We start from the raw sequence: 5,689 nt of genomic DNA on the forward strand, positions 1-5,689 counted from the left end.
AGGGCATTGGGAGCAGCCATTCCCCGCAACCTTACAGAATTTGTAATCGCTCGCTTTATTGGGGGCGTAGGGGTGGGAGCGGCCTCAATGCTCTCCCCCCTGTATATTTCTGAAATTGCACCTTCTCATATTCGTGGCAGGTTGGTAAGCCTTTATCAATTGGCTATTGTATTGGGAATTAACATTATCTATTTCGTCAATTTCAAAATTGCAGAATCGGGTAACGAAGCTTGGAACATCGATATGGGTTGGCGCTATATGCTCGGTTCCGAAATGATTCCAGCAGTGCTTTTCTTGGTGTTGCTTTTTATAGTGCCTGAAAGCCCCCGATGGTTGGTGAAAAAAAAAGGAAGAACTGCCGAAGCCAATGATATTCTTACCAAAGTAAATGGAAAGCAAAAGGCCAATGAGTTGATGTCTGAAATACAAGCGGCCTTACAACGTGAGATTCGGGAACGATTCCAGGATATTTTCGGAAAAGGATTGAGAATGGCTTTGATCGTAGGAATGGTGTTCGCGGCGCTTTTATCCTCAGATTACGGGTATCAATGCCATTATTTACTACGCTCCAGAAATTTTCAAAAGCATAGGTTTTGGTTCAGTAATCAGCCTTTTTGCAAACCATAACTATAGGTGTTATCAATACACTGTTCACGTTTGTGGCCAATATGGCTTACGAGATAAAAAAACTGGGAAGAAGAACTCTGCTCATTTACGGAGTTAGCGGAATGATTGTCAGTTTGATTGGCGTAATTATGTGCTTCCATTTTGGGATTACAGGGCCTTGGCTACTCCATATTTATTCTGGGTTTCATTGCCTGTTTTGCCTCTTCTCTGGGGCCAATTCCTTGGGTTTTGATTTTTCAGAAATTTTCCCAACCAAAACCCGAGGAGTAGCAATGTCATTTTGTACACTCATTCTTTGGGTCGGGGTGATTTTCATTACTCAGTTTACACCAGTGCTTTTACGTCTTGGTTGGCGGTGCATTTACCTTTGGCATTTTCTTACTCAATTCCATTATTCTTCTCGTTTTTTTGTAAAACTCAAAGTGCCTGAAACCAGAGCAGCGTACGCTAGAAGAAATAGAGCAAAGTTGGACGAAATAAGCAAAGAAAACGGCATGACAAGGAAGGTTAAAGTGGGCGTGGATATGGGTGGAACCCGCATAAAGATGGGTTTCATTCATGAAGGTGAAATTATAGAAGGCAAGAATTCTACCCGCAGCTGCAGAGAATAGTTTAGAGAAACAACTCGAGGTGATTTCCTCAGAAGTTGATAAAACATTAAAAGAGGAAAATCTTCAATTGGAAGGGATCGGCATTGCTTTTCCGGGCATAGTGGATGTCCATAAAGCCCGAATTCTCATCCAAATATGTGAAATACCCCGATGCGACTACACTTGATTTTGAAAGAGTGGGCTCAAGATGGTTGGGGAGTGCCTTTGGTGCTGGAAAATGATGTTCGGGCAGCTTTATCTGGCGAATGGCAATACGGAGCTGGGCAAAATTTTCAGGATTTGGTGATGATCACATTGGGTACCGGTGTTGGTTCTGCTGTGATGATCAACGGGCAAATGGTTCGAGGTGTAAATCACATTGCAGGTAATTTGGGCGGTCATATGACTATCAATTTGCATGGAAAGGAGTGCAACTGTGGCCATATCGGTTGTGTGGAATCTGAAGGTTCTACTTGGATGTTGGCCCATGTGAAAGACTACCCTGAATTCTCTGAAAGTTCTCTGAGCAATATTTCGGAAGTAGATTTTGCCAGCGTTTTTACACATGCAGATAACGGTGATCAGCTTGCTCTTAAAAGTACCAGGATCACTCTATTTATGCCTGGGCTTTGGGCATTATCAATATGATTTTGGCTTATGATCCAGCGTGTATCGTGATCGGAGGAGGGGTGATGCACAGCAAGGACTTGATCATTCCCAAAATCGAAGAATTAATCAATAAGAATGTTTGGATAAAGGATAATCCGCTTGAAATCAAAAGTGCGGAACAGCTGGAATATGCCGGTATTCTAGGGCTTTATCATATGCTAAACAGTCAAATTTAGAAATAATTCAATGAATTCAAATTTCAATAAATATCCTGCGATTCAAGTAAGCAACAATACCAGCGACTGCGTAAAAGGCTGGGCAAATATTGTAGCCCAATTGAATGCAGAAATCACTAAAATCGATAAGGAAAGGATTGTAGTTGTTATCGATTGCTATCAAGGTGTGTTGCATCACGAAGTAAAAACTGCTTTAAAGGAAGGTTTGAAATTCGATGCCTTTATCAATAGTACCGATAGTTTTAAGGCCGAAGAAGAGATAAGCGAAATGGTTTATCCTGATGTTACGGATGATCGCATTTTTGGCTTTATGACCAAACTTAAACTCATTGATTTCTTTAATGAGACTAAGCTTTCTGAAGTTAAAAGGAGTGTTGCGGAATCAACGGGTGTAACGGTTATTTATGGAGAAGGGGCTGCTCTATTTTGTGAACAACCAGACCTGCTCGTTTATCTTGATATGGCTCGCTGGGAAATTCAATTGAGAATGCGAAAATCCCGAATCGATAATTTGGGTGTACAGAATTCCGATATAGATTTTTTCAGATTGTATAAGCAGTCTTTTTTTGTGGACTGGCGCGTACTTGATGAGCATAAAAAAGGCTTTACTGAATCGATTGAATTATCTAATCGACACCAATCAGGAGGCACAGCCTAAAATGATTTCTGGAAAATTACTTTTAGAAGGTTTGAAAAGTGCAGTAAATCAGCCATTTAGGTTGGTTCCGTTTTTCGATCCAGGCCCTTGGGGTGGTCAATGGTTGAAAGAAGTGGTTGATTTGGATCGATCCGAAATCAACTTTGCTTGGGGTTTTGATTGTGTACCAGAAGAGAACAGTTTGTTGCTGGCTTTTGGAGAAGAGACTGTTGAAATTCCTTCCATAGATTTAGTTTTTAACCAACCCGAAGCGCTATTAGGTGAGTTTGTCTACGATAAATTTGGTGCGGAATTCCCTATTCGTTTCGATTTTTTGGATACCATGGATGGCGGTAATTTGAGCCTGCAAGTTCACCCAACTACGGAATATATCAAGCAGCATTTTGGTATGGAATATACCCAAGATGAAAGCTATTACATGCTCGATGCCAAGGAAGATGCCTTTGTTTATTTGGGCTTGAAAGACGGTGTTAAACCTGAAGCCATGATTCAGGATTTGGAACAAGCACAAACTGGCGATTCTGACTTTGATGCCGATAAACACGTGAAAAAATGGCCTGTGAAAAAGCATGATCACGTTTTGATTCCAGCGGGTACCGTCCATTGTTCAGGAAGAGACAGTATGGTGCTCGAAATTAGCGCTACACCTTATATTTTCACTTTTAAGCTTTGGGATTGGGGGCGTTTAGGTTTGGATGGTAAACCGAGGCCCATCAATATTTCGCATGGCGAAAAGGTAATTGATTGGAGTAGAACAGAAGATTGGACAGAAAAAAATATTCTGAATCGCACCGAACTTTTGGCTGAAGGTGACGGCTGGCGCGAAGAAAGAACAGGTTTGCACGAATTGGAATTTATAGAAACCAGAAGGCATTGGTTCAGTCAAAAAGTGACGCACCATACGAATGGTGGCGTAAATGTTTTGAATTTGGTAGAAGGTAGGGAAGCGATTGTGGAAAGCCCAAACCAAAGCTTTGAGCCATTTGTGGTGCATTATGCCGAGACTTTTGTTGTGCCCGCGCATGTTGGCGAATATACAATTCGGCCTTTTGGTGAATCAGAAGGTAAGGAATGTGCCACGATCAAGGCCTTTGTGCGTTCCGGAAACTGGCATGAAGGCTGGGTTTTGAGAGATAAATAACAGACAGCTTCTTTTTTGGCCCTCACTCCGAGTGTTTAGATCAAAAGGAGAAACCGAAAAAGACCGATATAACTTTCCAAAGGTTCCAAACCTGTGGAAAGTTGATCTGTGGATATAAAATGGATTTGATATGATCAACCTAAAGAACTTCATAGCAACTGTAGCATTGCTCCTTTGCTTTCAAGCCAAATCAGAGGTAAAACTTCCATCTGTTTTTGGAGACAACATGGTTTTGCAACGCAATCAGCCCATCAAAATCTGGGGTTGGGCAAAATCTGGAGAGAAGGTAAAAGTAACATTCAATGGGCAAAGCGAGCTTGTAAAAACTTCTAGAAAGGGCACTTGGCTAGTGGAATTTCCTGCGATGAAAGCAGGAGGGCCATATGTTCTTCAAGTTTCAGGAGAAAATACATTTACTATAGACAATGTTTTGGTGGGTGATGTTTGGATCTGCTCTGGTCAGTCGAACATGGAATTTGCCATTAGCTCAACCAACTATCAAGAAACCGATACCAGTTTTATTAACACAGGGCAGGTGCGCATGATGAAGGTTTGGGTAGAAACTGATTACATGCCACGCGAAGATATTACCACAGATGGATGGCATACTTTGAGCACGGAAGAAATAAATCGATTTTCAGCAGTAGCCTATCATTTCGGCAAGTCCATCTTTAAGGAAACTGGTGTTCCCATTGGTTTGATCAGCGATAACCTGGGAGCAACTGCAGCAGAAACATGGATGAGCAATGAGGCTTTGATGGAATTTCCGCAGTTTGAAAAGTTACTCAGCCCAATTGTAAAAGAAGGTAAAAGCGTGGCTCAACTGAACCAAGCGTTTGAAGCTAAAAAGGAAAAGTGGTTCGCTGAATATTATTACTTCGGAAAGGGATTGGATGAAAAATGGTACTTGCCTGAAACTGATATTTCAGATTGGAAATCCATTACACCTTCGGGAAATACTTGGGAAAATGAACCAGAGCTCAAAGATTTTGATGGGGCGGTTTGGTTTAGAACCACTTTCGATTTACCAGAAGATTTTAAAGGTGAAGAATACCAAATCAATCTTTCTCAGATTGATGATTATGACATGACTTGGGTTAATGGTCATCAAGTGGGCGAAACTTATGGCAAGCATAACCACCGAGGTTATAAAGTGCCGTCAAAATATTTAAGGCCAAAAGGCAATGTTTTGGTGGTTCGAGTTTTTAGATGCAGGCGGAATTGGTGGTTTTACCACAAGTGCTTTCTGGGGAAATGACATTTTGTGGGGTGAGTGGAAGTACAGAAAAGGAAGAGCAATTGATGCGAGCCAATTCGAAATGCCGAATGTTCCAAGTATCACACCGTTTTCCAAGTCCTGCGGTTTTATATAATGCCAACGTAGCGCCATTAACTAAATTCCCAATTACGGGAGCGATTTGGTACCAGGGAGAATCGAACGTAGATCGTGCTTACGAATACCGCGAACTTTTTCCCGCTTTAATTCAAGATTGGAGAAAGCAGTGGGGGTACGAACTCCCTTTCATATTTGTGCAATTGGCCAATTATATGCCTGAAGTTACTCAGCCTGAAGACAACAATTGGGCTGAACTTCGCGAAGCCCAAGCGATGGCTTTGGAATTGCCAAATACTGGAATGGCCACCGCGATAGATATAGGAGAAGCAGGGGATATTCACCCAAAAAATAAAGAAGATGTAGGGAAAAGGTTGGCTTTAAATGCATTGAAAATGGTGTATGGAAAGCACATAGGTGCTGGGTGAGCACACGAGTATGACAAACTTAACCTTAGGTGCTGGGTGAGCACACGAGTATGACAAACTTAACCTT

At 41.7% G+C, this 5,689-nt stretch carries 9 protein-coding genes; all 9 read left to right on the forward strand.

Annotated features, from left to right (window positions below; translation table 11 throughout):
* Positions 1–627, forward strand: a 627-nt coding sequence (locus tag ACXACQ_RS06105) for an MFS transporter (protein ID WP_474975054.1), incomplete at its 5' end; no start/stop codon positions are given.
* Positions 557–724: a hypothetical protein gene (locus tag ACXACQ_RS06110; protein WP_474975060.1), complete on the forward strand. Its 168-nt coding sequence runs from the start codon at positions 557–559 to the stop codon at positions 722–724. The genes ACXACQ_RS06105 and ACXACQ_RS06110, both read left to right, overlap by 71 nt.
* Entirely contained in the window at positions 669–1,238 is a 570-nt protein-coding gene (locus ACXACQ_RS06115; protein WP_474975061.1) for an MFS transporter, read from the forward strand. Before ACXACQ_RS06110 ends, ACXACQ_RS06115 begins: the two co-directional genes overlap by 56 nt.
* Before the next feature lie 168 nt (positions 1,239–1,406).
* Positions 1,407–1,865, forward strand: a complete 459-nt coding sequence (locus ACXACQ_RS06120) for an ROK family protein (protein ID WP_474975055.1) — start codon at positions 1,407–1,409, stop codon at positions 1,863–1,865.
* A complete protein-coding gene (locus ACXACQ_RS06125; RefSeq protein ID WP_474975062.1) occupies positions 1,862–2,062 on the forward strand; it encodes an ROK family protein in 201 nt (66 codons plus the stop codon). The genes ACXACQ_RS06120 and ACXACQ_RS06125 overlap by 4 nt, the downstream gene beginning before the upstream one ends.
* 10 nt (positions 2,063–2,072) lie before the next feature.
* Entirely contained in the window at positions 2,073–2,720 is a 648-nt protein-coding gene (locus ACXACQ_RS06130) for a hypothetical protein (protein WP_474975056.1), read from the forward strand.
* Entirely contained in the window at positions 2,650–3,861 is a 1,212-nt protein-coding gene (locus tag ACXACQ_RS06135; protein WP_474975057.1) for a class I mannose-6-phosphate isomerase, read from the forward strand. Before ACXACQ_RS06130 ends, ACXACQ_RS06135 begins: the two co-directional genes overlap by 71 nt.
* 130 nt (positions 3,862–3,991) lie before the next feature.
* Positions 3,992–5,119: a sialate O-acetylesterase gene (locus ACXACQ_RS06140; RefSeq protein WP_474975058.1), complete on the forward strand. Its 1,128-nt coding sequence runs from the start codon at positions 3,992–3,994 to the stop codon at positions 5,117–5,119.
* Positions 5,071–5,622 carry a sialate O-acetylesterase gene (locus ACXACQ_RS06145; RefSeq protein ID WP_474975059.1) on the forward strand — a complete coding sequence of 184 codons (552 nt, stop codon included), beginning with the start codon at positions 5,071–5,073 and terminating at the stop codon, positions 5,620–5,622. The genes ACXACQ_RS06140 and ACXACQ_RS06145 overlap by 49 nt, the downstream gene beginning before the upstream one ends.
* Positions 5,623–5,689 lie beyond the last annotated feature (67 nt).

It is taken from the genome of Fulvivirga sp. AWR4_260, assembly GCF_056158185.1.

What these genes read in the sequence shown, in the direction of transcription:
- ACXACQ_RS06115 (WP_474975061.1), top strand. Translation starts at nt 669, where the DNA reads ATGGCTTACGAGATAAAAAAACTGGGAAGAAGAACTCTGCTCATTTAC.
- ACXACQ_RS06125 (WP_474975062.1), top strand. Translation starts at nt 1,862, where the DNA reads ATGATTTTGGCTTATGATCCAGCGTGTATCGTGATCGGAGGAGGGGTG.
- ACXACQ_RS06130 (WP_474975056.1), top strand. Translation starts at nt 2,073, where the DNA reads ATGAATTCAAATTTCAATAAATATCCTGCGATTCAAGTAAGCAACAAT.
- ACXACQ_RS06135 (WP_474975057.1), top strand. Translation starts at nt 2,650, where the DNA reads ATGAGCATAAAAAAGGCTTTACTGAATCGATTGAATTATCTAATCGAC.
- ACXACQ_RS06140 (WP_474975058.1), top strand. Translation starts at nt 3,992, where the DNA reads ATGATCAACCTAAAGAACTTCATAGCAACTGTAGCATTGCTCCTTTGC.
- ACXACQ_RS06145 (WP_474975059.1), top strand. Translation starts at nt 5,071, where the DNA reads ATGCAGGCGGAATTGGTGGTTTTACCACAAGTGCTTTCTGGGGAAATG.